The following is a 25375-nucleotide window of genomic DNA, read 5'->3' as shown; positions in this document are numbered from 1 at the left end:
ATAGTGCACAGCGCCAGCTGAAAATGAGCCGACCACCGCGCCGGCCCGCCCGCCCGGGGCAGACAGCCAATTGCGGCTAGAATTCGCGGCATGCCTACCTTGCCCCTCACCCTCGTGGTCATCACCTACAACGAGGCGAAAAATATCGCGCGCTGCCTGGACAGCGTGCCATTCGCCGCCGAGAAGGTGGTGATCGACAGCGGCAGCACCGACGACACCGTCGCCGTCGCACAGGCGCATGGCGCTCGCGTGGTGCACCAGTCGTGGCTGGGGTTCGGACCGCAGCGCAATTTCGCCACCACCCAGTGCAATAACGACTGGATCCTCGCGCTCGACGCCGACGAGTACCTCTCGCCAGAACTTGCCGCCGAGCTGCAGCAGCGCATGCCGGGGCTGATGGCCGGCAACGTCTGCGCCGTGTTCCTGCGCCGCGCGACCATCTACATGGGTGCGCCGATGCGCTGGTACCTCCCCGCGATGGGCGAGAAGATGGCGCGCCTGTTCCACCGCGACCGCGCCCGCTGGGCCGACGTGCGAGTGCACGAGTCGCTGCGCTTCGATGGCCCGTCGGTGACGTTCAAGGCCCGTTTCAACCACGAGAACAACCCCAGCCTGCCGCAGAAGCAGCTCAAGGTGCTGCGCTACGCGGAACTGAAATGCCGCGACTGGCTGGAGAAGGGCAAGCCGGTGCGCATGTGGCAGACGCCGTTCGTGTTCCTGCTGGCCTTCATCAAGGACTACTTCCTGCGCCTGGCCTTTCTCGATGGCTGGCGCGGCTTCGTGATCGCGCAGACAGCTGCCTCCTACGCGGCCTACAAGCGCATGCGCTACTACGAGATGCGTCGCAACCCGGCTTCAGTGGAAACCGCCAATGACGCACTGATCCGCCACGGAATCGATCGATGAGCAAGCAGTCCGATCCCAAGAAGCACTACCTCCTGTACGGTTCCGAACGCTATGCGCTGGCGATCCTGCGCCCGGTGCAGGAGGCGATCCGCGCACGCGGCGACGAGGCAGCCTGGTTCTTCGACGGCCCCGGTGCGGAAGACCTGGTGGACGGCGAGCGCCTGCTGACCGTGGCCGAGGTGCGCGCCTGGAAGCCGCGCGCGGTGATCACCTCCAGCAACGCGGTGCCGCATTTCTTTCCTGGCGTGAAGGTGGAGACTTTCCACGGATTCGATGCCGGTAAGCCCAGGCATATTTATGTGCGCGGCTTCTTCGACCTGTACTGCACCACCGGCCCGCGCGACACCGCCAAGTTCAAGGAGATCGCCGACCGGGTCGGCCACTTCTCGGTGGTGGAGACCGGCTTTCCCAAGCTCGACCCCTTCATGAAGGAAATCAGCGGCCCGCTGCCGCCGGTGCGCCAGCCGCCCGTGATCCTCTACCACTCCACCTTTTCGCCCTCGTGGAGCGCGGCCGAAACCCTGTACGAGGAAGTGAAGCGCCTGTCGCGCGACGGCCGCTGGCGCTGGATCGTCACCTTCCATCCGAAGATGGAGCCGGAGACGGTGGCGAAGTACAAGGCGCTGCAGAACGAGTACCTGACCTTCGCCGAGAACGACAACATCCTGGAGCTGTTCCCCCAAGTCGACATGATGTGCTCGGACACCTCGTCCGCGCTCAACGAATTCCTGCTGACCGGCAAGCCGGTGGTGACCTTCAAGAACCGCCGCCCGGGCCCGCAGCTGATCGACATCAGCGAGGCGTCCCAGTTCGAGCCGGCGATCGAGCGCGCGTTGGCGCGACCGCCTGAACTGATGCAGGCGATCCGCGACTACGGCGACGCCATCCATCCTTACCGCGATGGCCATTCGAGCGAGCGCATCCTCCAGGCCATCGACGCCTTCATCGCGGCCGGTGGGCGCAACCGTCGCCGCAAGCCATGGAATCTGTGGCGAAAACTGAAGATCCGCCGGCGCATCGGTTACTGGGGACCGGTGTAGGCGAAGCGACGCCTCAGGGCGTTGATCTTCATTCCGGCGCGGCGCCGGGAATCCGGGCCCCATGAACGCCCGTAAGACCCCAGCACATGGCCCGCGCCCCGCTCGGGATAGAATCGTCTCACTCATCATCAAGAAGACTGCCCGTGGCATCCAGCAGCTACAGCCGCTCCGAACACCTGCGCTCCCTCTGGCCCTGGCTGCCGCTCTGGGTCCTGGCCGCCCTGCTGGCGATCTTTTCGCATGGCCCGATGCCGCTGTACTCCACCCGCACGCTCGCCGTGGCGTGGGAAATGTGGACGCATCACGACTGGCTGGTGCCGCATATCAATGGCGCTCCGTACAGCGAAAAGGTGCCGCTGCTGTTCTGGATGATCCATGCCGGCTGGGCCGTGTTCGGCGTGAGCGATGTATGGCCGCGCATACTCGAGGTGATCTTCGGCGGCACCCAGCTGGTGCTGGTGTCGCTGCTGGCGCAGCGCCTGTTTCCCCAGCGCCCATGGGTGGCCAAGGGCGCGCCGTGGATGCTGCTGGCCCTGGGCTATGCGTTCCTGTTCGGCCTGCAGATCATGTACGAGGTACTGCTCGCCGTATGGGTGCTGGCCGCGCTGCTGTGCCTGACCCCGAAGGCGGGGCGCAATGAGCCGCGCTGGCTGCTGTTCGGGCTGTGCATCGGTGCCGGCCTGCTGACCAAGGGCCCGGTGATGCTGCTGCACGTCGCGTTCCCCTGGTTGCTGGGTCCGCTGTGGAACGATTGGGCTCGCGACAACCGCGCCCGCTGGTACGGCCGCGGCGTGCTCGCGGTGCTGCTCGGTGGCGCCATGCTGCTGGCCTGGGCGCTGCCGGCCGGCTTTGCCGGCGGCGAGGCTTATCGCCAGCGCCTGTTCTTCACCCAGACCGCCGGCCGCGTGGTGAATGCGTTCGACCACGCCCGCCCGTTCTGGTGGTACGTGCCGATGATCCCGGCGCTGCTGTTCCCATTCAGCGGCTGGCCGCGCGCCTGGGCGGCGCTGGCCACGCTGCGGCGTCCGCTGGACAGTGGCCTGCGCTTTGCCCTGTGCTGGCTGGTCCCGGTGATGCTGGTGTTCTCCTGCATCAGCGGCAAACAGCTGTACTACCCGCTGCCGGAGTTCGCCGGCGCCGCGCTGCTGATCGCCGGCGCGGTGGCGGTATTGCGCGACCAGCGTCCCGAGCTGGCCAGCAACCCGTGGCTGGGCACCTGGCCGCTGGGCGTGGGCGGCATCCTGTTCGGCATCTTCCTGTTTGTGCTGCCGATGCTGGTGGCGCACAACGACCTGCACGGCGAATGGTTCGACAGCACGCAGCGCTACAGCCGCTTCTTCAGCGTGGTGTTCGTGCTGCTGGGCATCCTGCTGTTGCTGCGCGGCCGTGGCGAGATGCGGCGCCTGGCGTTTGCCGGCCTGATCGGCACGCTGGCGCTCAACACGCTGTTCACCCTCACCATGTGGCAGAACTTCGACCTGCGCCCCTCGGCCGAGCTGCTCGGTGCTGCCGACGCGGACCATCGCGCGATCGGCCTGCTCGGCAACTACGAGGGCCAGTTCCACTTCGCCGGCCGCATGACCCACGCCATCGAGCGGTTGTATGAAGGCGAATCGCTGCAGCAGTTCGCGCAGCAGCATCCGGACGGCCTGGTGGTGGAGCATCCGGAGAAAATGACCAGCAATGCGCTGCGCTATGCGCTGCTGGTGCAACCGTTCCGCTCGGGCTGGGTGGTGATCTGGCCGGCCCAGGCGCTGGCCGACCTGCGCGCGGGGCGGGTACCGCCGGAACCGGCGCATCCGACCCGCATCTACCAGGTCGACGAGTGGCGCTTCCGCGCCCTGCAATGAACGCCGCACTGATCGCCAACCTGCGTGCGCAATGCGGGGGCCCCCGCGATGGCGCGCTGCTGCGCTTTTCGCTGGGCAATGCCCTGCTGGCGGCCGGCGATGCCACCGCCGCCGCCGTGGAGCTGCGCCGGGCGGTCGTTTTCGATGGCGGCTATTCGGCCGCGTGGAAACTGCTGGGCAAGGCCTGCCTGGCGCTGGATGACCGGCCCGGCGCCGCCGACGCCTGGCGCCAGGGCATCGCGGCGGCGCAGGCGCGTGGCGACAAGCAGGCCGAGAAGGAAATGACCGTCTTCCTGCGCCGCCTGGGCTGATCCGCCCGGCGGTGCCGGCACACCGGCGCTAGATCGCGCGCTCGTTGTCGTAGGGGCTGGGACGGGCGTCGGCCGAATAGCGCTTGTAATGCCACTGGTACTGGGTGAAGGCGAGCTCCACGCATTGCTCCACCCCACGGTTGAGCGCGCGGCAGGCCACGCCCAGGTCGGCATCGGCCAGCCCTTCCGGCGCAGGCAGCAGGTGCACGCGGAAGCCCTGGCCATGCGCCAGCCGTTCGGCAAAGGCAAACAGCACGGTCGACCCGGTACGCGCAGCCAGCCGCGGCAGCAGCACCATGGTCAGTGCGTCGCGGCCGAAGAACGGGGCGAACTCGCCTTCGCCCGCACGCGGCTTCTGGTCCGGCAGGATGCCTACCGTGCCGCCGCCGGCCAGCCGCTTGTACAAAGTACGTACGCCGGCGCCCTCGGCGCGCACCTGCTCGGGCGCCAGCGCACCGCGCACCTTGCGCAGCAGGCCTTCCACCGCGGCGATGCGGGGCGGCCGGTACAGGATCGCCATCGGCGTCTTGCGGCACAGCCAGTAATTGAGCACTTCCCAGCAGCCCAGGTGCGGCGCGGCGATGATCACGCCCTTGCCGGCCGCCAGGGCCGCGTCAAACAGGGCTTCGCCGCGCACCTCGCGCACCAGGTCGAGCGCGCGCTCGGCGTCATTGCCCCAGATCTTGGCGATCTCGGTGGCCGACTGGCCGCTCTGCGCCATCACCTCGCGCAGCAACGCGGCCTGGGCGGCCTTGTCGAGGCCGAGCCGAACGATGCGCAGGTTCACCGAGGTGTTGTGGGCGGTGCGACTGTGGCGCCACAGCGAGAAGCGGCCGATACCCGAACCGATGGCGTGCAGCACCCGCAGGGGCAGCTTTCCGAACAGGCGCAGGAGGAAGTAGAGGATGGCTATGTCGAATCGCATGAGCGCCGAAGTGTAACCGTCCGGAACCGGCCAGCGGAGGTAAACGGCACGACGCGAGCCACGTTCTGTGGTGCCGGAGGCTATCGTCGGCATCAACCAGGCCCTAAGCTTCGAAGCCGTCGCCAGCCGTCACTCCATCCATGATCGCCCTGATCCAGCGTGTCCTGTCTGCCCGTGTCGACGTCGAGAACGAAACCGTGGGAGCCATCGGGGCAGGCCTGCTCGCGCTGGTGGCCGTGCAGCCGGGCGACGACGAAGCCCGCACGCGGCGCATGCTCGAACGACTGCTGGGCTATCGCGTGTTCGCCGACGAGCAGGGCCGCATGAACCGCTCCCTGGCCGACACTGCGGGGGAACTGCTGCTGGTGAGCCAGTTCACCCTGGCCGCCGATACCCGCTCGGGCATGCGCCCGAGCTTTACCAGCGCCGCCACGCCCGAGGAAGGCCGCCGCTGGTTCGACCGGCTGGTGGAACTGGCCCGTGCCGCACACCCCCGGGTGGAAATCGGCCGCTTCGGCGCCCATATGCAGGTTCATCTGGTCAACGACGGGCCGGTCACGTTCTGGCTGGAGACGCCATGAGCGGCCGGGCCGCGGCAACTGACGGACTTCCCTCACAGGATCATCGGAAGATGCCTATTTGGCGCGTTTTTTGCGTGTCGGCGATCCCATTATCCTTACTTGAAAACTGGTCAAAAAAGCATCACATCGGTATACTGATCGGTTCCTGCATACGCGGCGGTAGGTATGAATAGCAAAGCTCCCGAGCAACAATCGGAAATCAAGGCGCTCATCTCCAAGGGTCTGGAGCAGGGCTACCTGACCTACGCCGAGATCAACGACCACCTGCCCGACGACATCGTCGATCCGGAGCAGATCGAAGACATCATGGCGGTGCTCAAGGGCGTCGGCATCGAGGTGCACGACGCTGCGCCCGACTCCGATCCGCTCTCGGACAACGCCCCGGGCGCCTCCACCGACGATGAAGCAGCCGCGGAAGAAGCCGTGGCGCTGCTGTCGGCAGTCGACTCCGAAGTGGGCCGCACCACCGACCCGGTGCGCATGTACATGCGCGAGATGGGCACGGTCGAGCTGCTGACCCGCGAGGGCGAAATCGCCATCGCCAAGCGCATCGAGGAAGGCCTGGGCCAGGTGCAGACCGCGCTGGCCAGCTTCCCGCTGACCATCGAGCTGCTGCTCGAGGAATACGACCAGCACCTGGACGGCAAGCGCCGCCTGAGCGAGATCCTGGCCGGCTTCGCCGACCTGGAAGACGCCGCGGACGCTGCCCAGGCCCTGGCCGATGTGGAAGTCAGCGATTCCGACGTCGAGGAAGACGAGGACGAGGAAGACGGCGCCGTCGACGAGGACGCCGGCCCGAGCGGTCCGGACCCCGAAGAGGTCAAGCGCCGCATGGAGCTGCTGCGCGACTACTACAGCAAGTTCCAGAAGGCGGCTCCCAAGGCCGCCGACATCAACGACAAGAAGGTCGTCAAGCTGCGTGACCAGATGGCTGAGGAATTCCTCAAGCTCAAGCTGCCGTCCGCGCTGATCGATGGCTTCGTGCGCAAGCTGCGCGACGTGGTGAACGACATCCGTCACCACGAGCGCGTGCTGATGGACATCTTCGTCAAGCAGGTGAAGATGCCCAAGGCCGAGTTCCTCAAGGCGTTCCCGAGCAACGAGGGCAACCTCGAGTGGGCCAATGAGCTCGGCCGCAAGCGCCAGAAGTGGTCGCCGAACATCAAGCCGTACAAGGAAGCGATCGACGCCGAGCAGGAAAAGCTCGCCTCGATCGAGCGCCAGCTGTTCCTGCCGCTGACCGACATCAAGGAAATCAACCGCACGATGTCGATCGGCGAGGCCAAGGCCCGCCGCGCCAAGAAGGAAATGGTCGAGGCGAACCTGCGCCTGGTCATCTCCATCGCCAAGAAGTACACCAACCGCGGCCTGCAGTTCCTCGACCTGATCCAGGAAGGCAACATCGGCCTGATGAAGGCGGTGGACAAGTTCGAATACCGCCGCGGCTACAAGTTCTCCACGTACGCCACATGGTGGATCCGCCAGGCCATCACCCGCTCGATCGCCGACCAGGCGCGCACCATCCGCATCCCGGTGCACATGATCGAGACGATCAACAAGTTGAACCGCATTTCCCGCCAGATGCTGCAGCAGTTCGGCCGCGAGCCGACGCCGGAAGAGCTGGCCAAGGAAATGGAGATGCCCGAGGACAAGATCCGCAAGGTGCTGAAGATCGCGAAGGAACCGATCTCGATGGAAACCCCGATCGGCGACGACGAGGATTCCCATCTTGGCGACTTCATCGAGGACACCAACGCGTCCTCGCCGATCGAGTCCGCCACCGAGACGGGCCTGATGGAAACCGTGCGCGACGTGCTGGCCGGCCTCACCCCGAGGGAAGCCAAGGTGCTGCGCATGCGCTTCGGCATCGACATGAACACCGACCACACGCTGGAAGAAGTCGGCAAGCAGTTTGACGTCACGCGCGAGCGCATCCGCCAGATCGAGGCCAAGGCGCTGCGCAAGCTGCGTCATCCGAGCCGCTCCGAGCAGCTGCGCTCGTTCCTCGACATCGACTGAGCACTGCGCTGGTGCAAGTACAGGAAGCCCCGCGAAAGCGGGGCTTTTTGTTTGGGCGACGCTTTGTTCTGTAGGAGCGCACCCTGTGCGCGAAGATCTTCAGCGTCGCTGCTCCGTTGGCTTGTCGCGCACAGGGTGCGCTGCTACAGGGGAAGTCAGGCGACGGGGCTCAGCCCATGTCGTAGAAGAACTGCTCGCTGACGATCTTGTCGTCCTGCACGTGATACACGCATACCTCGCTCAGGGTCATGCGGCCACGCTCCTTCATGGTCACGTCCATGCTCAGGGTGAGGCAGAACCAGTGGCCGGCGACCAGCGGTTCGCTGACCTCCACGGCGTGCACCTGGGCCACGCCGGCCTGGAAGCGGCGCCCTTTTTCCAGGATCGCCTCGAGGCCTTGCACGTTGCCCAGCGGACCATTGGCGGCGGCCTCCGGCTCGATGCTCACGGCATGCCTGGCGTAGAGTTCGTGCTGCGCTTCCTCGAACTGGCCGTGGCGGCACATGGCCACCAGGCGCTTGGCGACGGCTTCGGTACTCATGGGGCGACTCCGGCGTGGGAAACGCGGAGGTTAGCGCCGCGCGTCGAAGGCAGGCGTGAAGGCGCGGCTCGTCGCCGCGCCGCCACGATCAGCGCTTGCCGACGTTGTCGGTTTCCTCGATGAAGCGCGCCACGTTGTCGTGCAGCTGCTTCAGCGATTCCTCGTGCGCATAGACCATGTGGCCCGAGGGGTACCACGCGTACGAGATGTTCTTCTGCAGGCTGTCCGGAATCGGCATGTGGTGCATCTCGTAGTCGGCCGCGAAATAGGGCGTGGCCAGGTCGTAGTAGCCGCCGTTGAGCGAGACGCGCAGGTTCGGGTTGGTCTTCATCGCCGTGGCCAGGTCCGGCATCACGTTGGTGGACTGCTGCAGCGATTCGCTGGCACCCGGTGCCTTGTGCGAGAACTCCCAATGGTCGATGTCGGCGAACAGGCGATAGGTCTGGCCGTCGCCGAACTTCAGCTGGCGGCGCACGTAGTCGTTGAAGGCCGCCACATAGGCGGAGCTGATCGCCGAGGACTGCGGATCGTAGTCGGCCGACTTGCTCAGCGGATCGAGCGACGGGCCGGAGAAACGCGAATCCAGGCGCCCGGTGGTGATGTCGCCATCGGCCTGCAGCTCGTGCTCGAACATGCCGCCATCGACGCGCAGGTTGGCCTTGAGCAGATAGGCCACCGGCAGGCCGGTGTACTGGTGCAGCTTCTGCGCCACCGCCTGCTTGCGCCCTTCGTCCAGGTGCGAGCCGGCCATCAGTGCCGAGGCGTAATCGGTCATGGCGTACTGCTCCACCTCGCGCAGGAAGGGCTCCAGCGCGGCCGGCTGCTGCGGCAGCCTGTGGTGGTAGTAGGCCGTGGCGGCAAAGGTAGGCAGGCCCACCACGTAGGGCAGGTCCACGCCCGGATTGTTGGCGGCACCGTCGATGTCGGTGTCGAAATTGAGGATCTGCGAGAGCAGCACCACGCCATTGAGGTCGACGCTGTCCTCGTTCTCCAGGATGTTGGCCACCACCGCCGAACGGGTGGTGCCGTAGCTTTCGCCGAACAGGTACTTGGGCGAGTTCCAGCGGTTGTAAGTGGACAGGAACTGCGTGATGAACTTGGCGAACGCGTGGCCGTCGCCGTCGACGCTGTAGATCTTCTTCTTGCGATCCTTCATCAGCTCGTCGCGCTTGCCCTTGTCGGCGTCGTCGGCAATCAGGCGGCTGAAGCCCGCGCCCGGCGCATCGATGAACACCAGGTCGGAGGCGTCGAGCAGGCTGTAGTCGTTGTTGACCAGGCCATAGGGCGCCGCCGGCGTGTGCGAATCGTCGGCGGTCACCACGCGCCTTGGCCCGAACGCGCCCATGTGCAGCCACACCGTGGCCGAGCCAGGGCCGCCGTTGTAGATGAAGGTGATCGGCCGCTTGCCGGGTTCCGCGCCCTTCTTGAAGTAGGCGACGTAGAACATGCTGACCTGCGGCTCGTTCTCCTTGTCGCCATTGCCGTGCAGCACCAGGGTACCGGCCACCGCCTTGTAGTCGATGCTCTTGCCTTCGACCTTCACCGTGCCGGAGGTTTCCGACGACTGCGGCTTGAGCAGCGTGGCGGGGGACTTCTCGTCGGGCTTCTTGTTCGGGTCGCCCTTGTCGTCGGCATGGACCACCGTACCGAGCATCAGCGTGGCGAGGGCAAAGGCGAGGGGGAGCTTGCGCATACGGGTGAAACCTCCGACGGACGTGATGGCGCGTGTTGCCCAGCTTAGGCAGCGAGCGCGCCGGCTTTCATACGCCAGAAGTCACTGCGCAAGTTCATGCTGTCGTTCGCCCGGGCCGAGCGCGGGTCGACGTCAGCTCCAGGCAATCATGCCGATGGCCGCCAGTGCCAGGGCCAGGCCCAGCACGTTGACGGCGCTGAGGCGCTCGCGGAACACCCCCGCGCCGATCACCGCGCCGAGCGCCACCACGCCCAGGTTCATGCTGGCGAACACCAGCGAAGGGTGGTCGGGCAGCGCCTGGTGGCCGCGCACGTAGAACACGATGTTGCCGAAGTTGGCCAGGCCCAGCAGCAGGCCGGCCACCGCATCGCGCAGGGTGAAGAAGGTGCGGTCGTGCCAGCGGCGCCACAGCAGCAGGATCACCGAGACCACCAGCGCCAGCGCGAACATGGCCTGCAGCGAGGCGGCGAACGGCGTACCGGCCTGGGCCACCCGCTTGAACAGGATGTCGATGGCGCCAAAGCCGGCGAACACCACCAGCGGCCATAGCCAGCCACGCGCGGCCGCTTCACCGTTGACCGGCGCCGCGCGCCACACCATGCACAGCAGCGCCAGCAGGCCGAGCGCGATGCCCGCGCCCTTGCCCACGCTGAGCGTTTCGCCGAACAGCACGAAGGCCGCCAGCAGGGAAATCAGCAGCGACAGGCGTTGCGCGGCGTCCGTTCGCACGATGCCGGCCGTACGCACCGAGGCGGCCAGCGCCAGGAAGATCAGCGGCAGCAGCAGGCCCAGCCCGACGAAGCCCAGCCAGGGCGCCTGCGGGCTGCGCAGCACCGCCAGCGACGGATGGAACACCAGCGCCGTGAGCGCACTGGTCGCCACGTAGTTCCAGGCAATGGCCTGCCCGACGTCGATCGACAGCCGGCGCGCCAGCTTCAGCAGTACCGACACCAGCACGCTGCACACGACGCTCAACAGGACATAGATCATGGGGGAACCTTGGTGGCTGGACGGGACGCGCCTGCGCGGCCCCGGGGCGGCGCGTAGGGTACCCGCCCCGGCATGACGGTTACCATGCCCGCCATTCCCAGGGGATCGACCCATGCTGGAACTGCGCCCCACCTGCGAGCACTGCAACCGGTCGCTGCCACCCGACTCGACCGAGGCGATGATCTGCACCTTCGAGTGCACCTTCTGCCGCGACTGCGTGGCCCTGCTGCACGACGTCTGCCCCAACTGCGCCGGCGGTTTCGCGCCGCGGCCCATACGCCCGGCGCAGGACTGGGGCCTCGGCCGCATGCTCGGGCAGCACCCGCCCACGCCGCACGCCGTGCACCGGCCGGTGGACCTGGCACGACACGCCGCGCTGGTCGCGCGAGTCGGCATACGGCCGCCGGAACAACGCTGACCGCGCACGCGGGCATGCAACGACGGACCGTTGACGTGCGCCGACCTAAACATGGGGAGTACAGGCGGCCCGACGAACGCAGGCATCATGGTCCAACCCGAACACCTGCAGCGCCATCGCAAGCGGCACCCCATGCTGGTTCCGTCAGCGATCCTGTTCGTGGTGATCTTCATCGCCGCAGGCGGAACGCTGCTGCTGGCCCGCTGCACCGGCAGCATGGCCTCGGTGTGGGCCGCCAACGGCATCGCCGCCGGTGCCATGCTTACCGTATCGAAGCGGCACTGGCCGCCCTACCTGATCGCCATCGCCGCCGGGTTGCTGGCGGGTCAATACCTCAGCTTCGGCCTGCACTCGCCGGATGACCTGTGGGTGCCGCTGATCCTTGTCCCGGCCAACCTCATCGAGATCCTCGTGGTGGCGGCTGCCATACGCCATTACGTTCCGCGCATCATCGAGCACCACACGCACTACCTGCGGCTGGGCGCGGTGGCGATCGGGGCGACGCTGGCCGCCTGCGCGGCATCCACCCTGCTGGCGATGGTGACCCGCTACTTCGCGACCGGCGACGCCTTCCTGGGCACGGCCAACGAGTGGTTCCGCGCACATCTGCTGGGCATGGTGATCGTGGGCACACTGACCCTGGTGGCTCTGCGCCAGCGTGGCCGCATGCTCGGACCACCGGGCCAGCGGCTGCGCATGTGGTGCGAAATCGCACTGCTGGCCGCCATCACCGCGGGCGTATTCGCGCAGGTGCGCTTCCCGCTGCTGTTCGTGATCTTCGGGCCGGTGCTGTACCTGGTGTTCCAGTACCGTTTCCCGGGACTGGTGGTCGGCATGGCGATCGTGGCGATCATCACCAACGTGGGCACCGCCCTCGGCAGCGGGCCCTTCGACCTGATCCAGCATGCCAGCGCCGGCGAGCGTGCGCTGGTCGCACAGATTTTCCTCGGCACGCTGTGTGCCGTGGCGGTTCCGGTGGCGCTGACGCTGGCCGACCGCCAGCGCCTGTCGTTCGAGGCCAACGCGAGCGAAAGCCGCTATCGCCTGCTGGCTGACTACGCCAGCGATCTGATCATGCGCATTGCCCGCGACGGTACGCGGCGCTACGTATCGCCCTCGGTGCGGGACATCCTGGGCTGGGAGCCGGACGAATACGCCGCCTCGCGCGGCAGCATGATCCACCCGGACGACTACGAACGCGTGATGGCCGTGGTGGCGCAACTGTGGCTGGATGGCATCGCCCGGCTCACCTGCTACCGCATCCGGAGCAAGTCGGGCGAGTACCGCTGGTTCGAGGCCCTGGCCAGGGTGGCCCCCAGCCCCGACCACCCTGGCGAGGTCGAGATGGTCTACATCGGGCGCGACGTCACCGCGCGCATCGCCGCCGAGCAGGCACTCGCCGACAGCGAGCTGCGCCTGCGCACCATCACCGACAACATCCCCGCGCTGATCGCGCAGCTGGATGCCGGGCAGCGCTACGTGTTCATCAATGCCTACGCCCGCACCCTGATCGGGCGCGAGCTGCCCTCCATCCTCGGCCGCAGCGTCGAGGAAGCGCGGCCCTCGGTCTATCCCACGCTCAAGCCCCACATCGACAAGGTGCTGGACGGCAAGATCACCTCATTCGAGTACCACACCGAATTCAACGGCCGGCGGCATTACCTGCACGCCACCTACCTGCCCATCGTCAACTCGAAGGGCGAGCGCAACGGCTTCTACACGCTGACCACGGACATCACCAAGCTCAAGCGCGCCGAGCAGAAGCTGGCCTTCCTGGCCCACCACGACACCCTCACCGGCATTGCCAACCGCCTCGCCTTCCACAACGGTATCGAGCTGGCCATCCAGCACGCCGCCATGGCGCGCGAGCCGCTGCTGGTGATGATGATCGACGTGGACCACTTCAAGCAGATCAACGACACCCACGGCCACGCCGCCGGCGATGCGGCACTGCGCGAGGTGGCCGCGCGCCTGAAGACCTGCGTGCGCAAGAGCGACCTGCTGGCGCGGCTGGGCGGCGACGAGTTCGTCATACTCTGCCGCGACATCGGGGATGCCACCACGGCCGAGGCCCTGGTACGCAGCGTGGCCGAGGCGATGAAGCCACCGGTGGACATCGAAGGCGTGCGGCTGCAGGTGACACTGAGCATCGGCGCGACGCTGCATGCCGGTGCCACCACCGCCGACGCGCTGCTGCAGCGCGCCGACGAGGCGCTGTACCAGGTCAAGGAAAGCGGCCGCAACGGTTACCGGCTCAACCTCGGCGACCTCTGAGGCCGCGCCCGGTCAACGATGCCGGCCGGCTACTCCCTGGCAGCCAATGCCCGGTTCACGCGCAGCGCCAGCAAGGTGCAGATCACGCCGGACAGCAGGTAGGCGCTTACCGCCACCAGGCCGAAGCGTGCCGACAGGCCCAGTGCCACCAGCGGCGCGAAGGCCGCGCCGATCAGCCAGGCGAAGTCGGTAGTGAGCGCGGCACCGGCATAACGCAGGCGGATCTCGAAGTTGGACGTCACGCTGCCGGCCGCCTGGCCATAAGACAGGCCCAGCCCGCCAAAGCCCAGGATGATGAAGGCGTCCTGCCCCAGCTTGCCGCCACCCAGCAGCCACGGCGTGATCAGCGCGAAGATGGCGATCAGCGCGGCCATCAGGCCCAGCGTGGTGCGCCGGCCGATGCGATCGGCCAGCAGGCCCGAGATGATCATGCCGAAGATGCAGGCCACGGCGCCGATCAGCTCGGCCACCAGCACCGCGTTCACCGACTGGGTGGAGCCCAGCACGATCCACGACAGCGGGAAGATGGTCACCAGGTGGAACAAGGCGTAGCTGGCCAGCGCGGCGAAGGCGCCGATGAAGATGTTGTAGCCCTGGCTGCGCAGCAGGTCGATGATGCCGATGGGCTCGAGCTCGCGCTCTTCCATCGCCACCGTGTATTCCTCGGTCACCACCAGGCGCAGGCGTGCGAACAGCGCCACCACGTTGATGGCGAAGGCCACGAAGAACGGATAGCGCCAGCCCCAGTCGATGAAGTCCTCCTGGCTGAGGCTGCTGTGCAGGAACAGGAACAGCGCACCGGCCACCATGAAGCCGATCGGCGCACTGAGCTGGCCGAGCATCGCGTACCAGCCACGGCGCTGCGCCGGCGTGTTGAGCGCCAGCAGCGAGGGCAGGCCGTCCCATGAACCGCCCAGGGCGATGCCCTGCAGGATGCGGAACAGCACCAGCAGGCCGATCGACCAGGCGCCGATTACCTTGTAGCCGGGCAGGAAGGCCATGCCCGCGGTGGCGCTGCCAAGCAGGAACAGCGCGATGGTGAGCTTGGTGCCGCGGCTCCAGCGCCGCTGGAAACTCATGAACAGCGCGGTGCCGAACGGCCGCGCGATGAAGGCCAGTGAAAAGATCGTGAAGGCGTACAGCATGCCGTCCAGCTGGCTGGCCGAGGGAAACAGCAGGGAGGGAAACACCAGCACGCAGGAAATGCCGAACACGAAGAAGTCGAAGTGCTCGGAGGTGCGGCCGATGATGACGCCCACGGCGATCTCGCCCGGCGCCACCTTGGCGTGGGCATGCAGCCGCCCGATGTCCTCGACCGTGGTGCCCGCCGATCCATGTTCAGGGAACGTGCTTGACATAGTCGTTACTCGGAAAGAGGGAGGATGGCGCCGCCGCAGCATGGCACCGCCACGCCTTACGCGCTATGGGAAGTTCCTGTACCGCGCCGATCGGCGTACCGTTTCCACCATCCAGCTCATCGGTTGCGTCGTCGGCTATGTCTATGAAGGCTTTCCGTGGACTGCTGCTACCTGTCGCCCTCCTGCTTGCGGGCTGCCAAACCGTGCTGATGTCGCCATCCGGCGACCTCGCCGTGCAACAGCGCAACCTGATCATCACTTCAACGGTACTGATGCTGCTCATCATTGTTCCGGTGATTGTGTTGACGCTGTGGTTCGCCTGGCACTTCCGCGCTTCCAACAAGAAGGCGACCTACGATCCCGAATGGGATCACTCCACCATCCTCGAGCTGTTGATCTGGTCCGCGCCGCTGCTGATCATCATTGCGCTCGGCGCGATCACCTGGGTCAGTACCCACAAGCTCGATCCGTACCGGCCGCTGGAACGCATCGACGCCAGCCGCCAGCTTCCTGCCGATGCCCGACCGCTGGTGGTCGACGTGGTCGCGCTCGACTGGAAGTGGCTGTTCATATACCCCGAGCAAGGCATTGCCACCGTGAACGAACTGGCCGCGCCGGTGGATCGGCCGATCCAGTTCAAGATTACGGCCACCTCGGTGATGAACTCGTTCTTCATCCCCGCGCTGGCCGGGCAGATCTACGCCATGCCCAACATGGAGACCACCCTGCAGGCGGTGATCAACAAGCCGGGCGAATACCAGGGCTTCTCCGCCAACTACAGCGGCAACGGCTTTTCGGGCATGCACTTCGTCTTCCACGGCCTGGACGAGGAAGGATTCTCGCGCTGGGTGGCGCAGGCCAAGGCGAACGGCGGTGACCTCAGCCGTGAGGTCTACGTGAAGCTGGCCGAGCCGAGCGAGAACGAGCCGGTGAAGTTCTATGCCACGGTGGAGCCAGGCCTGTACCTGGCCATCCTCACCCACTGCGTGCAGCCGGACGACCCTTCGTGCATGGCCCATATGGAAATGAAGCCGCCCAGGACCGAGGGCGAGGCCGGCGCCGCGGCACCGGCCGGGGACATGGCCGACATGTCCAACCACCATCCCCATTCCGACTGAACCTAGCGACAGGCGGTGTTGACGATGCTTGCCCAGACCGACCTTACCAAGCTGATCTTCGGTCGACTCACCCTGGAGTCGCTGCCGCTGCACGTGCCCATCGTGCTCGGCACCTTCGCGGTGGTGGCGATCGGCGCGATCGCCGTGCTCGGCGCCATCACCTACTTCAAGCTATGGGGCTACCTATGGCACGAGTGGTTCACCAGCATCGACCACAAGCGCATCGGCATCATGTACATGATCCTTGGGTTCATCATGCTGCTGCGCGGCTTCGCCGACGCCATCATGATGCGCGCGCAGCAGGCGATCTCCTTCGGCGACAACGTGGGCTACCTGCCACCGGAGCACTACGACCAGATCTTCACCGCGCACGGGGTGATCATGATCTTCTTCGTCGCCATGCCGATGGTGACGGGCATGATGAACTTCGTGATGCCGCTGCAGATCGGTGCCCGCGACGTCGCCTTTCCCTTCCTCAACAACTTCAGCTTCTGGATGACCGTGGCCGGCGCGCTGCTGGTGATGGCCTCGCTGTTCATCGGCGAGTTCGCACGCACCGGCTGGCTGGCCTATCCCCCGCTGTCCGACATCGTGTCCAGCCCCGACGCGGGCGTGGACTACTACATATGGGCGCTGCAGATAGCGGGCATCGGCACCTTGTTGTCGGGCATCAACCTGCTGGTGACCATCATCAAGATGCGCGCGCCCGGCATGACCATGATGAAGATGCCGGTGTTCACCTGGACCGCGCTGTGCACCAACGTGCTGATCGTGGCGGCATTCCCCGTGTTGACCGCCGTGCTCGCGCTGCTGGCGCTGGATCGCTACGCCGGCACCAACTTCTTCACCACCACGCTTGGCGGAAACGCCATGATGTACGTGAACCTGATCTGGATCTGGGGGCACCCGGAGGTATACATCCTGATCCTGCCTGCGTTCGGCATCTTCTCCGAAGTGACCGCCACCTTCAGCCGCAAGCCGCTGTTCGGCTATGCCTCGATGGTGTACGCCACGGTGGTGATCACGGTGCTGTCCTATCTGGTGTGGCTGCACCACTTCTTCACCATGGGCTCGGGGGCGAGCGTCAACTCGTTCTTCGGCATCACCACCATGATCATCTCCATCCCCACCGGTGCGAAGATCTTCAACTGGTTGTTCACCATGTACCGCGGCCGGGTCGAGTTCGAGCTGCCGATGATGTGGACGGTGGCCTTCATGGTCACCTTCGTGATCGGCGGCATGACCGGCGTGCTGCTGGCGGTGCCCCCGGCGGATTTCTCGCTGCACAACAGCCTGTTCCTGATCGCGCACTTCCACAACGTGATCATTGGCGGCGTGCTGTTCGGCCTGTTCGCCGGCATCAGCTACTGGTTTCCCAAGGCGTTCGGCTTCCGGCTCGATCCGTTCTGGGGCAAGTGCTCGTTCTGGTTCTGGGTGGTGGGCTTCTATTTCGCCTTCATGCCGCTGTACGTGCTCGGCCTGATGGGCATCACGCGCCGCCTCAGCCACTTCACCGACCCGGCACTGCAGATATGGTTCGTGCTGGCCGCGTTCGGCGCGTTCCTGATCCTGCTCGGCATCGGCTGCATGATCCTGCAGTTCGTGGTGAGCTTCCGCCGCCGCGAGGCCCTGCGCGACGTGACCGGCGACCCGTGGAACGGGCGCACGCTGGAATGGTCGACCTCCTCGCCGCCGCCGAAGTACAACTTCGCCTTCACCCCGCTGGTGCATGACCACGACGCGTGGTGGATGATGAAGAAGTACCACTACCAGCGTCCGCTTGACGGCTTCGTGCCGATCCACATGCCGCTCAACACGGGCGCCGGCATCATCCTCGGCGGCCTCAGTTTCATCTTTGGCTTCGCGATGATCTGGTACATGTGGCTGGTGGCCATCCTCTCCTTCGCGGGCATCCTGGTGGTGGCCATCGCGCACACCTTCAATTACCACCGCGATTACTACCTGTCGGCGGACGATGTGCGCCGCGTCGAGGCATCCCGTACGGAGCTGCTGGCCCGCCATGTCTGAGATATCCACCACCTATCCCGCCTCGGCCGGACCGACGCAGCCGCTGGTCTTCCACGAGACTACCGAGAGCCATACGCCCAACGGCACGCTGCTGGGCTTCTGGATCTACCTGATGAGCGACTGCCTCATCTTCGCCTGCCTGTTCGCCGTGTACGGCGTGCTGGGCCGCGAATATGCCGGCGGCCCCACCGGTGCGGAGGTGCTGGAACTGCCCGCGGTGGCGGTGAACACCGCGCTGCTTCTGCTGTCCTCGATCACCTATGGTTTCGCGGTGCTGGAAATGCAGCGCGACCGCCAAAGCCCGATGATGCTGTGGCTCACCATCACCGGCCTGCTGGGCGCCTGCTTCATCACGCTGGAGCTGCGCGAATTCGCCCATCTGGTGTCGATCGGCGCCGGCCCGCAGCGCAGCGCGTTCCTTTCCTCGTTCTTCACCCTGGTGGGCACCCACGGCCTGCACGTCACCTGCGGCATCATCTGGCTGATCGTGCTGATGAGCCAGGTGGCGAAGAAGGGCCTGATCCCGGCCAACAAGCGTCGCCTGATGTGCCTGTCGATGTTCTGGCACTTCCTCGACGTGGTGTGGGTGGGCGTCTTCAGCTTCGTCTACCTGATGGGAGTGCTGCCATGAGCGCGCATGACGACACCCAGCACGCCCACGACGACGGCCACGGTCACGACGACCTGGGCATCCACGCCACCTTCGGCGGCTACATGACGGGCTTCGTGCTGGCGGTGATCCTCACCGTCATCCCGTTCTGGCTGGTGATGGGCCATGTGATCGAGAAGTCGAGCACGGCGGCTGTGGTGATCCTCGCGCTGGCGGCGGTGCAGATCGTGGTGCACATGATCTACTTCCTGCACATGAACGCGAAGTCCGAGGGCGGCTGGAACATGCTCGCGCTGGTGTTTACCATCGTGCTGGTCGTCATCACGCTCAGCGGATCGATCTGGATCATGTATCACCTCAACAGCAACATGATGCCGTCCATGATGGATCCGGCGAACCTGCCGTGACGGTTCACGCAGGTCGCACAGCCACTTCCGCGAGTCATCCATGAGTGTTACCGAAGAAACGGGCCGCCAGCCGCGCGGCCCGCTGGCCTTGGGCCTGCTGGCCCTGTTGGGCCTGATCCTGTTCGCCGGATTCATCGCCCTGGGCACCTGGCAGGTGTACCGGCTGGCGTGGAAGCGCGACCTGATCGCCCGCGTCGACCAGCGCGTGCACGCCGCGCCGGTGGATGCACCCGCGCGCGACGCGTGGGGCGGCATTACCGCGCAATCGGCCGAGTATCGCCACGTGCAGCTGCGCGGCCGTTTCCTGTACGACCGGCAGACGCCGGTGTGGACGGCATCGAACTACGGCACCGGCTACTGGCTGATGACGCCGCTGCAGCTGGCGGATGGTTCGGTGGTGCTGGTCAATCGCGGCTTCGCGCCCGAGGACTGGTGCGGGCTCAAGGCCCAGTGCGCACCCGGCCCGGACGGCGAGACCACCCTGACCGGCCTGCTGCGCATGAGCGAACCACCGGGACTGTTCCGCCACAACGATCCGTCGCGCAACACCTGGTACACGCGCGACGTGGCGGCCATCGCCACCGCGCGCGGCCTCCGGGACGTCGCGCCGTACTTCGTGGACGAGGATGCGGCACCGGGCACGCTCGATGCCGGCAAGCCCGCCTGGCCGCAAGGCGGGCTCACCGTGATCGCGTTTCCCAACAATCACCTCAGCTACCTGATCACCTGGTACCTGCTGGCACTGATGGTGCTGGCGGCGGCCATCTACGTGGCGCGCGACGAGCGTCGGCTGCGGCGCTCCACACCGCCCCGGGTGTAGGAGCGCACCCTGCGCGCGGCCACGACCGCGCCAGGCTGGTCGCTACAGGAACGACTTGCCCTGCTTGAGCACGGTGTCGCAGGCCTTCTTGGTCAGTTGCGACTTCATGTCGCTATTGCCGCCACCGAGGCTGTTGAGATCCATGCTCTGGCCGTTGCTGCCCTGCAGGATGCCCTTGGCACCGCTGAGGTAGGCAGGATCGCTGGTCGCACCGCCGCTGGCGCTGCCGCCACTGCTGCTGTCCGACGACTTCTTCTTGCTGCCGGTCAACTCGCCCAGCATGTTGCTGGTGCTCGACCCCTGGCTGTCGCTGGCCGATGAACCCGAGGAACCGCCACCCATCTTGCCCAGCAACTGGTCCTTGATGCCGGAGGCGCCCGAATCGCCACCCAGGTAATTGTTCTTCACGCAGTATTCGAGCAGCCCCGCCACGTTGCCCATGCTCCCTGAACTCATGGAGCCACCACCGGGAATCATCCCGCCAAGCTTGCCCAGGTCTTGCGCCGCACCGCTGCCACAGACGAGGCCCAGGATGATGGCCAGGCCGACCGTGATGCCGGTTCCGATGTGCTTGTTCATGTCCGTCCCTCCATCAGGTCCGGCCATTCAACACCTTGCGTCGTCATGGTCGCGTCAGCGCACAACGCACTTCGCGCGTTTGCCGTTCAGGTGCGCGCCGGCCGGCGCGCCCGTACCATGGGCACACGCCCTCAACGACTTCATGGAAGCGACTCGATGAAACGATATGTGGCCCTTGCCACGCTGGTGACGCTGATGGCCGGCTGCTCCAGCCAGGGCAGCCTGCGCAACTCCAAGCCCACGGCGGTCTACGAAGGCCGCGGCGCCGTGGCCGACATCGCCACCTGCATCTCCGGCGCATGGGGCAGCAAGCACATCTTCCTGCAGGGATCCGTGCTCTATACCGGCACCACCATCGAGATCCACCAGACCGAAGACGGCCCGGCCGTCGCCTTGGTCGACATCAAGCCGGTGAGCGATCGCACGGTGGCGACCTACTATTCCAACTTCGACGAAGACGATTCGTGGTATTTCCACGAAGTCGAACGCTGCGTCGACGAAACCCCGCCGCAGCCAGACTGAGTCGACCTCATGCGTTGAACAGCGGGCGCTGCGCATACCACCAGCGCCCCCACAGCGCCACGACCAGCACCGACAGGCCGGCGAACACGTACGCAGGCATGCGCGCGGACTCCGGCACATCGCTGCGGAACAGCGCGTAAAGCTGCATGAAGGGCGCACCCGCGATCAACAAGAATCCGCCGCGCCACGCCAGCAGGCGCCGCTGGTAGACACCCCATGCAAGCAGCAGCGCGAGCACACCGATCGCTCCACTGAGATAACGCAGTCGCTCATCGGCGTAGTGCGTGATGATCGCGCCCGTCGCGTCCCCGCGGTACTGCTGCACGCCGGTGCTGGCCGACACACACGCAATCACGCCTGATAGCGCCAGTACGCCCGTGATCAGCAGGATCGGCGGCGGCCTCGCGCCCGGCCGGGCCGCGCGTGCGGGCGGCGCCGCGCCGACGCCCGGCGGGGTCGAACCCAGTGCACGCCGGCTCACCTCGGACAGCCACGCCGGCTCGTTGCGCGAGAGCCAGGCGCCCAGGCGCAGCAGGGCAAACCCGAACGCGAGCATCAGCAAGCCGAACGGCGCGGCGGCCAGGGCCTTCGGATGGGCCAGGCCGGCGAGCAGGTCGCCGACCACGAACACGCCGACAAAACCGAACCAGACCAGCATGAACAACCGCACCAACGCGAGCATGGTGAAACGGCCGGTCAGCACCACGCGACCCTGGCGTCGCTCGAAGCGACCGATGAAGAACGGCTTGAACGAATTGCCGACCATCGGGATCACCCGCTGCAGGGACACGCGGGATTCGGACACACGGCCCGCGGCCACTTCGCCCGCGACACGAAACATCCCCCAGCGCGCGGTCGCCGCCCTGAGCCGCTCGACCGACTCGTTCATGCCATAGGCACTCTCGAACTCGACGGGCGCCGAACCCGTCCACACCTCGCGGAACCAGCGCAGCATGCCCTCCCCCTGGCGGGCCTCTTGCCCGCATGCGCGAGCACTTTATGCCCGGCGCCAGACCTTGGCCAGCCGTGGCCCTACAGGTTGAGATACACCATCGACAGGAACTGGCCCAGGCCGTCCTGGGCCGAGCGCATCACCGTCATGGAGTAACCGGCATGGCCCGGCAGCTCGCGCTCGATCCTGGGGGCGCCGTTGTTGCGCGCGTCGACGCCTGCGGCCTGCAGCGATGCCGTCACCTGCGCCGCGCGCTCGGGCTTGAGCACCAGCTGGCTCACCATGGTGGCGCGCTGTTTCCAGATCTCGTCCGCCACGCCATCGCGTGCATCGGTCCACAGGCGGGCCACCAGCACCGGCTTCAGGCAACCGGTCTGGGCCACCCGCAGCACGTCGCCGTTGGCGAACAGCACGGTGGCCTGCGCATGGCCGGCATCCATCACCACGTCCTGCACGCCGATGGCGGCACGCACGGTCGCCTCGTCCAGCTCCAGCGTACGTGCGGGGCAGGCAGCGGGTGGCAGGTCCGCATGTGCCGGCGGCGCCACGGCATAGACGCCCAGCAGCACCACGCACAGCGCACCCAGGCGGGTGATCACGCTCATCGACGACTCCTGTCCATGGGGAAAGCCCTGGCGGGCATCAGTACCACACGGACGTGCCGGCGACCATCGCCGAGGGGCCCGGTCGCTCCGGGCCCCTCCCTGCAAGCTGCCTGCCTATTGCTCCAGCGTGGTGATCAACCCGGCCTTCGGGCTGCCCCAGCCGGTCACCAGGTCATAGCCGGTCACCGCCGAGTAGCTGCCGGACTTGCCGCTGGTGATGTCGTGGAAGTCCGTGGCATAGGTGCTGGTGATGTTCTGCGGGTAGATCGTCGCGTTGAAGTTGCCGATGCGCGAGCCACCATTGGCCACGATCTGCTGGTTGACCAGTGCTATGAAGCCCGCCCACATCGGCGCCGCAAAACTGGTGCCGCCGTACTCGTTGGCGAGGCAGCTGGTCTGGTCGGCGCAGGTGTAGAAGGTGAAGTTGGCGTTCGCCGACACGTCCGGACCGTTGCGGTACTTGGTCGAGCCCTTGTTGGTGGACGTGATCACGCCCGAGAGCTGCTGCCACGACGGAATCGCGATCTTGTCCGGCGAGATGCCGCCTCCGCTGTCCGTCCACGCCGTCTCCGACTTCCACGCGCCCGCCGCGCTGGCGGTGGTGAGGTCGGTGCCGCCTACCGAGATCACGTAGGCATCGTCCGCTGGCCACGCCTCGTTGCGCGACGACCAGGTCGAGTCGTCGCCTGAGGCCGCGAAGAAGGTCTGGCCCTGCGCGGCCATCTTCTCGAAGTAGGGGTCCAGTGTCGAAGGATCGGCCGGCGTCCAGCCCCACGAGCAGCCGATGGTGGTCGGCAGCGGGCTGTGCGTGGTCATCGCGCTGATGATCGCCGTGTCGGTGGAGCCGATGTACATCACCAGGCTGCTCAGGCCCGGCGCCATGCCCAGCGCCTGCGTCATGTCCAGCGTCTGCTCGGTGTCGTCGCAACCACTGGAGTACAGGCAGCTGGTGCTGGTGCCATCGGTCGACAGCAGCGTGATGGGCACGCTGTTGGTCTGCTTCACGTTGGTGTAATACGTGGTGAGGTCGGCCAGGTCGGTGCCTTCGTATTCGAACAGGCCAAGGTTCTGGCCCGAGCCGGTCAACGCCGTGCCGCCGTAGTAGGCCGCACGCATGTCACTGCCGAGGAACGAAGCGGAAGGACCGGAGCCTGTCGTGGCATGCGCCACCACCGCTTCCGGACTGATGCCATTGGCCTTGGCGTAGTCGCTCTTCTTCACGTACAACGGGTGCGGGATCGAATAGTTGTCCAGGCCCGATACATGCCACAGCGGGATCGCCAGCGCCGTGGTCGGCTCGCGGTCGGGACTGTAGAAAACGCGGTTTTCGCTGGGATGCTGGTACGTGCGCATGTGCACGTTGAAGGCCTTCTCCACCGCCGCCACGCTGCCGCTCACCTGCACGTCCAGTCCGTCACGACTGCCCCCGACGACCGTGAGGCCGTTGCGGGTGAGGTAGTTCACCACGGCGTCGTAGTCGCTCTGAGTGGGACCGAACCGCGCGGTGAATTGCGCCGGCGTGAGGTACTGGCGATACGAAGGACTGCTCGGGTTGGTGACATCCGCCACGAACGCATCCAGGCCAGCCTGGTCGCGTACGGGCAACACCACGTCGAGCCGCATCACCTGGGTGGCGGGCAGGCTGCCCACCGATGCGACCGCATTGCTGCTCACCACGTCTCGCACATGATGGGTGAGCACACCGGCCGCCTGCGCGGTTCCCGTTGCTGCCAGGGCCAAGGTAATGGCCATGGACAGGCTACCGGTCTTGCGCAGCATCAAGCGAACTCCGTTTCCTGCATATGTTCCAGTCAAAGCTGTTCTATTCATTGGGACTCTCCCGGATGTAGACAGTGACCGTGAAACATGTCGTAGGGGAGCTGGCGACACGCTCCCCCGTGTGCGCCGTTAGGCCGCGGGAGCGTAGGTCCCGATCTGTTGCCTTGGGGTGAATACGCGCGGCCTTGCGACGAGAAAGTTTTTGCGTCGCAGGAGCGCACGCCCGGCCCTCCTTCGATGGCAAGTAACTACGCAAGCAGCGAGAAATCGCGTGCGCCATGGTGCACCTGAATCGTCATGGATTTGCCTGGCACCGATGCCAGGCGTGGTTTCTTGCTGGAAGCGGCACATGTGCCGCGATTCACTTAATGGCGGAGGCGAACACCTGCTTTGCCGTCGCTTCACGACCTTCCGCAAAACGCACCAACGCCGGGTTCGGTAGTGGGCCTGGCATGCAACATGCGAGGCGAAGAGAGAAAGCGCCGCACGGCTATCCGCAAGAATACGCACGCGTCGGTGCACTGCCGTTATCGGCTAGGAAAGGCGGCTTTCCCCGTGTCCTGCCAGATCATGACGCGCCTGCAACACCAGCCAGAACACCGGTGTAGCGTCCAGCAGTCTGGACAGACGCAACGCCTGCTCCGCGCTGATGCGCCGACGCCCGAGGATGATCTGCCTCAACATGGGTAACGGGATGCCGGTACCACGCGCCAGCCGGGCAAGCGAGATGGCGTGGCGTTGAAGGTAATCGGTCAGCAGCACTTCACCCGTATTGCGCGAGGGCATTGACGGTTCAAAGTCCATCAGCGGATCGGTTTGTATGAGGCACATACGGATTCATTTCCTGTCAGGCAGCGCCCAACGATGGATCAAGCCCTACAGGCTTCCATGTCCGCACAGGTCGGGGGACGACGTAGGTGATCGCTTAGGCGCGCACACTGGCCACACCGCCCGATGCGCCACGGAAACGGTCACGGACCACCGAAAACACTTGCTTCGAAGATCGATGCGCCCTGCAGGATGAGGGGCTAAAGTAACGCGGCGGCGCC

The 25375-nt window shown here is 66.1% G+C and carries 24 protein-coding genes; 14 read left to right on the top strand and 10 right to left on the bottom strand.

Annotated features, from left to right (window positions below; translation table 11 throughout):
• Nucleotides 1-90 precede the first annotated feature (90 nt).
• The 4 genes from DVU99_RS10725 to DVU99_RS10710 all read left to right on the top strand — a co-directional run bounded on the left by DVU99_RS10725 (nt 91) and on the right by DVU99_RS10710 (nt 4107).
• A complete protein-coding gene (locus DVU99_RS10725) occupies nt 91-906 on the top strand; it encodes a glycosyltransferase family 2 protein (RefSeq protein WP_114240206.1) in 816 nt (271 codons plus the stop codon).
• Complete coding sequence (locus DVU99_RS10720) at nt 903-1946, top strand: CDP-glycerol glycerophosphotransferase family protein (protein ID WP_114240205.1); 1044 nt, start codon at nt 903-905, stop codon at nt 1944-1946. Before DVU99_RS10725 ends, DVU99_RS10720 begins: the two co-directional genes overlap by 4 nt.
• Before the next feature lie 143 nt (nt 1947-2089).
• On the top strand, nt 2090-3796 hold the full coding sequence (locus tag DVU99_RS10715) for a glycosyltransferase family 39 protein (RefSeq protein WP_114240204.1): 1707 nt from the start codon (nt 2090-2092) through the stop codon (nt 3794-3796).
• Nucleotides 3793-4107, top strand: a complete 315-nt coding sequence (locus tag DVU99_RS10710) for a hypothetical protein (RefSeq protein WP_114240203.1) — start codon at nt 3793-3795, stop codon at nt 4105-4107. Before DVU99_RS10715 ends, DVU99_RS10710 begins: the two co-directional genes overlap by 4 nt.
• A 28-nt stretch (nt 4108-4135) precedes the next feature.
• Here DVU99_RS10710 and DVU99_RS10705 read toward each other — a convergent pair whose 3' ends face one another.
• The gene (locus DVU99_RS10705; RefSeq protein ID WP_114240202.1) at nt 4136-5032 is read right to left on the bottom strand and encodes a lipid A biosynthesis acyltransferase; all 897 of its coding nucleotides are present in this window, start codon (nt 5030-5032) and stop codon (nt 4136-4138) included.
• Between the two features lie 140 nt (nt 5033-5172).
• Here DVU99_RS10705 and dtd point away from each other — a divergent pair, with 140 nt between their 5' ends.
• The gene (gene dtd, locus DVU99_RS10700; RefSeq protein ID WP_114240201.1) at nt 5173-5613 is read left to right on the top strand and encodes a D-aminoacyl-tRNA deacylase; all 441 of its coding nucleotides are present in this window, start codon (nt 5173-5175) and stop codon (nt 5611-5613) included.
• A 165-nt stretch (nt 5614-5778) separates the two neighbouring features.
• On the top strand, nt 5779-7632 hold the full coding sequence (gene rpoD, locus DVU99_RS10695; protein WP_114240200.1) for an RNA polymerase sigma factor RpoD: 1854 nt from the start codon (nt 5779-5781) through the stop codon (nt 7630-7632).
• 169 nt (nt 7633-7801) lie between these two features.
• Here rpoD and DVU99_RS10690 read toward each other — a convergent pair whose 3' ends face one another.
• From DVU99_RS10690 to DVU99_RS10680, 3 genes are all read right to left on the bottom strand, one after another.
• Nucleotides 7802-8173 carry a SnoaL-like domain-containing protein gene (locus DVU99_RS10690; protein ID WP_114240199.1) on the bottom strand — a complete coding sequence of 124 codons (372 nt, stop codon included), beginning with the start codon at nt 8171-8173 and terminating at the stop codon, nt 7802-7804.
• Nucleotides 8174-8261: 88 nt separating this feature from the next.
• Nucleotides 8262-9866 carry a S10 family peptidase gene (locus DVU99_RS10685; RefSeq protein ID WP_114240198.1) on the bottom strand — a complete coding sequence of 535 codons (1605 nt, stop codon included), beginning with the start codon at nt 9864-9866 and terminating at the stop codon, nt 8262-8264.
• Nucleotides 9867-9998: 132 nt separating this feature from the next.
• Nucleotides 9999-10856 carry an EamA/RhaT family transporter gene (locus DVU99_RS10680; protein WP_114240197.1) on the bottom strand — a complete coding sequence of 286 codons (858 nt, stop codon included), beginning with the start codon at nt 10854-10856 and terminating at the stop codon, nt 9999-10001.
• Nucleotides 10857-10968: 112 nt separating this feature from the next.
• Here DVU99_RS10680 and DVU99_RS10675 point away from each other — a divergent pair, with 112 nt between their 5' ends.
• Nucleotides 10969-11274, top strand: coding sequence for a DUF1272 domain-containing protein (locus DVU99_RS10675; protein WP_114240196.1), 306 nt, complete (start codon nt 10969-10971; stop codon nt 11272-11274).
• 87 nt (nt 11275-11361) lie between these two features.
• On the top strand, nt 11362-13548 hold the full coding sequence (locus DVU99_RS10670; RefSeq protein WP_198670272.1) for a sensor domain-containing diguanylate cyclase: 2187 nt from the start codon (nt 11362-11364) through the stop codon (nt 13546-13548).
• Nucleotides 13549-13577: 29 nt separating this feature from the next.
• On the opposite strand, the gene DVU99_RS10665 is transcribed toward DVU99_RS10670, so the two are convergent.
• Nucleotides 13578-14906, bottom strand: a complete 1329-nt coding sequence (locus tag DVU99_RS10665) for an MFS transporter (protein WP_114240194.1) — start codon at nt 14904-14906, stop codon at nt 13578-13580.
• A gap of 143 nt (nt 14907-15049) precedes the next feature.
• Here DVU99_RS10665 and cyoA point away from each other — a divergent pair, with 143 nt between their 5' ends.
• From cyoA to DVU99_RS10640, 5 genes are read left to right on the top strand one after another with little or no spacing between them, the layout of a single operon-like run.
• Complete coding sequence (cyoA, locus tag DVU99_RS10660; RefSeq protein WP_198670271.1) at nt 15050-16024, top strand: ubiquinol oxidase subunit II; 975 nt, start codon at nt 15050-15052, stop codon at nt 16022-16024.
• A gap of 24 nt (nt 16025-16048) precedes the next feature.
• A complete protein-coding gene (gene cyoB, locus DVU99_RS10655; RefSeq protein ID WP_114240193.1) occupies nt 16049-18052 on the top strand; it encodes a cytochrome o ubiquinol oxidase subunit I in 2004 nt (667 codons plus the stop codon).
• Nucleotides 18045-18683, top strand: a complete 639-nt coding sequence (cyoC, locus tag DVU99_RS10650; RefSeq protein ID WP_114240192.1) for a cytochrome o ubiquinol oxidase subunit III — start codon at nt 18045-18047, stop codon at nt 18681-18683. The genes cyoB and cyoC overlap by 8 nt, the downstream gene beginning before the upstream one ends.
• Complete coding sequence (cyoD, locus tag DVU99_RS10645; RefSeq protein ID WP_114240191.1) at nt 18680-19069, top strand: cytochrome o ubiquinol oxidase subunit IV; 390 nt, start codon at nt 18680-18682, stop codon at nt 19067-19069. The genes cyoC and cyoD overlap by 4 nt, the downstream gene beginning before the upstream one ends.
• Before the next feature lie 40 nt (nt 19070-19109).
• A complete protein-coding gene (locus tag DVU99_RS10640) occupies nt 19110-19889 on the top strand; it encodes an SURF1 family protein (protein ID WP_114240190.1) in 780 nt (259 codons plus the stop codon).
• Between the two features lie 42 nt (nt 19890-19931).
• On the opposite strand, the gene DVU99_RS10635 is transcribed toward DVU99_RS10640, so the two are convergent.
• On the bottom strand, nt 19932-20468 hold the full coding sequence (locus tag DVU99_RS10635) for a DUF2501 domain-containing protein (RefSeq protein WP_198670270.1): 537 nt from the start codon (nt 20466-20468) through the stop codon (nt 19932-19934).
• A gap of 156 nt (nt 20469-20624) precedes the next feature.
• On the opposite strand from DVU99_RS10635, the gene DVU99_RS10630 reads away from it, so the two are divergent.
• Nucleotides 20625-20990, top strand: coding sequence for a hypothetical protein (locus tag DVU99_RS10630; protein ID WP_114240188.1), 366 nt, complete (start codon nt 20625-20627; stop codon nt 20988-20990).
• A gap of 7 nt (nt 20991-20997) precedes the next feature.
• Here DVU99_RS10630 and DVU99_RS10625 read toward each other — a convergent pair whose 3' ends face one another.
• The 4 genes from DVU99_RS10625 to DVU99_RS10610 form a co-directional block, all read right to left on the bottom strand.
• On the bottom strand, nt 20998-21945 hold the full coding sequence (locus DVU99_RS10625) for a hypothetical protein (RefSeq protein WP_114240187.1): 948 nt from the start codon (nt 21943-21945) through the stop codon (nt 20998-21000).
• Nucleotides 21946-22022: 77 nt separating this feature from the next.
• The gene (locus tag DVU99_RS10620; protein ID WP_114240186.1) at nt 22023-22547 is read right to left on the bottom strand and encodes a hypothetical protein; all 525 of its coding nucleotides are present in this window, start codon (nt 22545-22547) and stop codon (nt 22023-22025) included.
• Nucleotides 22548-22661: 114 nt separating this feature from the next.
• Nucleotides 22662-24326: a protease pro-enzyme activation domain-containing protein gene (locus DVU99_RS10615; protein ID WP_198670269.1), complete on the bottom strand. Its 1665-nt coding sequence runs from the start codon at nt 24324-24326 to the stop codon at nt 22662-22664.
• 534 nt (nt 24327-24860) lie between these two features.
• Nucleotides 24861-25157 carry a HigA family addiction module antitoxin gene (locus tag DVU99_RS10610; RefSeq protein WP_114240184.1) on the bottom strand — a complete coding sequence of 99 codons (297 nt, stop codon included), beginning with the start codon at nt 25155-25157 and terminating at the stop codon, nt 24861-24863.
• Nucleotides 25158-25375: the final 218 nt, after the last annotated feature.

It is taken from the genome of Dyella sp. C9 (assembly GCF_003332825.1).
Taxonomy (GTDB): Bacteria; Pseudomonadota; Gammaproteobacteria; order Xanthomonadales; family Rhodanobacteraceae; genus Dyella.
This window is presented reverse-complemented; position numbering and strand designations above follow the sequence as displayed.

Excerpts from the sequence above, each read along its gene's own strand:
- DVU99_RS10615 (WP_198670269.1), bottom strand. The coding sequence starts at position 24,326 with ATGCTGCGCAAGACCGGTAGCCTGTCCATGGCCATTACCTTGGCCCTG.
- cyoD (WP_114240191.1), top strand. The coding sequence starts at position 18,680 with ATGAGCGCGCATGACGACACCCAGCACGCCCACGACGACGGCCACGGT.
- cyoB (WP_114240193.1), top strand. The coding sequence starts at position 16,049 with ATGCTTGCCCAGACCGACCTTACCAAGCTGATCTTCGGTCGACTCACC.
- DVU99_RS10675 (WP_114240196.1), top strand. The coding sequence starts at position 10,969 with ATGCTGGAACTGCGCCCCACCTGCGAGCACTGCAACCGGTCGCTGCCA.
- DVU99_RS10640 (WP_114240190.1), top strand. The coding sequence starts at position 19,110 with ATGAGTGTTACCGAAGAAACGGGCCGCCAGCCGCGCGGCCCGCTGGCC.
- DVU99_RS10710 (WP_114240203.1), top strand. The coding sequence starts at position 3,793 with ATGAACGCCGCACTGATCGCCAACCTGCGTGCGCAATGCGGGGGCCCC.
- DVU99_RS10670 (WP_198670272.1), top strand. The coding sequence starts at position 11,362 with ATGGTCCAACCCGAACACCTGCAGCGCCATCGCAAGCGGCACCCCATG.
- DVU99_RS10685 (WP_114240198.1), bottom strand. The coding sequence starts at position 9,866 with ATGCGCAAGCTCCCCCTCGCCTTTGCCCTCGCCACGCTGATGCTCGGT.
- dtd (WP_114240201.1), top strand. The coding sequence starts at position 5,173 with ATGATCGCCCTGATCCAGCGTGTCCTGTCTGCCCGTGTCGACGTCGAG.
- cyoC (WP_114240192.1), top strand. The coding sequence starts at position 18,045 with ATGTCTGAGATATCCACCACCTATCCCGCCTCGGCCGGACCGACGCAG.
- DVU99_RS10635 (WP_198670270.1), bottom strand. The coding sequence starts at position 20,468 with ATGAACAAGCACATCGGAACCGGCATCACGGTCGGCCTGGCCATCATC.
- DVU99_RS10665 (WP_114240194.1), bottom strand. The coding sequence starts at position 14,906 with ATGTCAAGCACGTTCCCTGAACATGGATCGGCGGGCACCACGGTCGAG.
- cyoA (WP_198670271.1), top strand. The coding sequence starts at position 15,050 with ATGAAGGCTTTCCGTGGACTGCTGCTACCTGTCGCCCTCCTGCTTGCG.
- DVU99_RS10680 (WP_114240197.1), bottom strand. The coding sequence starts at position 10,856 with ATGATCTATGTCCTGTTGAGCGTCGTGTGCAGCGTGCTGGTGTCGGTA.
- rpoD (WP_114240200.1), top strand. The coding sequence starts at position 5,779 with ATGAATAGCAAAGCTCCCGAGCAACAATCGGAAATCAAGGCGCTCATC.
- DVU99_RS10705 (WP_114240202.1), bottom strand. The coding sequence starts at position 5,032 with ATGCGATTCGACATAGCCATCCTCTACTTCCTCCTGCGCCTGTTCGGA.
- DVU99_RS10720 (WP_114240205.1), top strand. The coding sequence starts at position 903 with ATGAGCAAGCAGTCCGATCCCAAGAAGCACTACCTCCTGTACGGTTCC.
- DVU99_RS10625 (WP_114240187.1), bottom strand. The coding sequence starts at position 21,945 with ATGCTGCGCTGGTTCCGCGAGGTGTGGACGGGTTCGGCGCCCGTCGAG.
- DVU99_RS10725 (WP_114240206.1), top strand. The coding sequence starts at position 91 with ATGCCTACCTTGCCCCTCACCCTCGTGGTCATCACCTACAACGAGGCG.
- DVU99_RS10690 (WP_114240199.1), bottom strand. The coding sequence starts at position 8,173 with ATGAGTACCGAAGCCGTCGCCAAGCGCCTGGTGGCCATGTGCCGCCAC.
- DVU99_RS10610 (WP_114240184.1), bottom strand. The coding sequence starts at position 25,157 with ATGTGCCTCATACAAACCGATCCGCTGATGGACTTTGAACCGTCAATG.
- DVU99_RS10630 (WP_114240188.1), top strand. The coding sequence starts at position 20,625 with ATGAAACGATATGTGGCCCTTGCCACGCTGGTGACGCTGATGGCCGGC.
- DVU99_RS10620 (WP_114240186.1), bottom strand. The coding sequence starts at position 22,547 with ATGAGCGTGATCACCCGCCTGGGTGCGCTGTGCGTGGTGCTGCTGGGC.